Below are 1,659 nucleotides of genomic sequence, written 5' to 3'. Positions count from 1 at the left end.
CCTGCTGCCTCCCCCGCCACCGCACCGCCCGCAACGCCGCCCTGGGGACCACCATCGACGTACCACCGACTCCCCACCAACGCGGCCGGCAGCAACACCACCACGACCGGCAGATACGACACGACCAGCGCCAGATCCCAGTGCGCCCCCACCCACGCCAGCGAGGCCCCCACGATCCCACCCAGGCTGTACACAGCATGGAAGCTGAGCATGATGCTGCGCCCGTACGACCGTTGCAGGCTCACCCCGAGCATGTTCATCGAGGCATCGAGCACACCCACGGCCAGCCCGAACGCGGCGAGCGCGAGCCCCAGCTCGACCATCCGCTCCCCCGCCCCGACCCCGAGCAGCGCCAGGAGCACGACCGGCTGGGACCACCGCAGCAACCGGCTCGGCGGTATCCGCTTCACCAGCCGCTCGGTCGTCACACTCCCCACGCCGGCCAGGATCGGCACGGCAGCCAGAAACGCGGGCAACAGCGCGTCCGAGACCCCGTACCGGTCCTGAATGGCCGGAATCCGGGTCACCAGCAGGGCAAAGGCGACACCCTGGGCGAAGAAGCTGAACGCCAACGAGGCCCTACCGCGCCGCAGCACATCAGTCATGGCGGCGAGCGTAAGGCCCCGGGATACTGGTGGGTAGATCCAGCCAAAGATGAATTTCCCTCAAGTTCAGCGGACGCCCGGACCAGAGGCGGCCAGCAGCAGGTCGACCAACTCCCCCATGCCGGCGAAGAGTCCCGTGGCCCCGCCCAGCCTCCCCGCAGGCGTCATCGCGGTGAACCCATACACGTCCATCCCCGCCGCCACCGCCGCCTGGACCCCCAAGGGGCTGTCCTCGACGACGACGCACCTCTCCGGCACAACCCCCATCCGCTCGGCCGCATACAGAAACAGATCCGGCGCCGGCTTCCCCCGCCCCACATCCTGCGAACTGAAGACCCGCCCCTCATCGAAGAACCGCTCAAGCCCCGTAGTCCGATGCCCCACCCGAATCCGCTCATGACTCCCGGAAGACGCGACACAGTACGGCACCCGGTCCCCGGCAAGCCTCTCGAGCACGTCAACGACGCCGACCACCGCCTTCAACTCCCGCTCGAACGCGGCGAACACCCGCGCATGAAAGACATCGTCGAAGTCCTCGGGAAGCCGCCGCCCCGTCCGCTCCAGCACCAGCTCGTGCACCCGATGCATCGCCGAGCCCATGTAGTCCCGTATGGAGTCCTCGTACGAGGTCGGGTGCCCCAACTCGGTGAGATACGCGGCGAGAAGCCGGTTGGAAATGGGCTCACTGTCGACGAGCACACCGTCGTTGTCGAAAATGACGAGGTCATAGCGCATGGCACGAGCCTAAGCGGTACAGGTGCCGGAAATGCAGAAAGCCCCCGGACCGGTATCCCCGGCCGGGGGCTCTCTCAAAAATTGTTCGGCGGCGTCCTACTCTCCCACAGGGTCCCCCCTGCAGTACCATCGGCGCTGTAAGGCTTAGCTTCCGGGTTCGGAATGTAACCGGGCGTTTCCCTCACGCTATAACCACCGAAACACTATGAAACAATCAAACACTGCCGCACCGCATGTGACCCATGCGGGGCCGTTCGTGGTTTCAGAACCAACACAGTGGACGCGAGCAACTGAGGACAAGCCCTCGGCCTATTAGTAC

The 1,659-nt window shown here is 66.1% G+C and carries 2 protein-coding genes and 1 rRNA gene; all 3 read right to left on the bottom strand.

Annotated elements, in window-relative coordinates; translation table 11 throughout:
• Positions 1-605 (bottom strand): MFS transporter (locus tag L0P92_RS44285; RefSeq protein ID WP_505016560.1); only part of this gene is annotated, 605 nt, incomplete at its 3' end.
• Positions 606-671: 66 nt separating this feature from the next.
• On the bottom strand, positions 672-1,340 hold the full coding sequence (locus tag L0P92_RS44280) for an HAD family hydrolase (RefSeq protein WP_234768787.1): 669 nt from the start codon (positions 1,338-1,340) through the stop codon (positions 672-674).
• 83 nt (positions 1,341-1,423) lie between these two features.
• Positions 1,424-1,540: ribosomal RNA gene (gene rrf / locus L0P92_RS44275) — 5S ribosomal RNA — on the bottom strand.
• Between the last annotated feature and the right edge of the window lie 119 nt (positions 1,541-1,659).

It is taken from the genome of Streptomyces muensis, from assembly GCF_021474425.1.
In the GTDB taxonomy this organism is placed as follows: Bacteria; Actinomycetota; Actinomycetes; order Streptomycetales; family Streptomycetaceae; genus Streptomyces; species Streptomyces muensis.
Note: the sequence above shows the minus strand (reverse complement) of the source record. Positions and strands in the feature narration are given on the sequence as shown.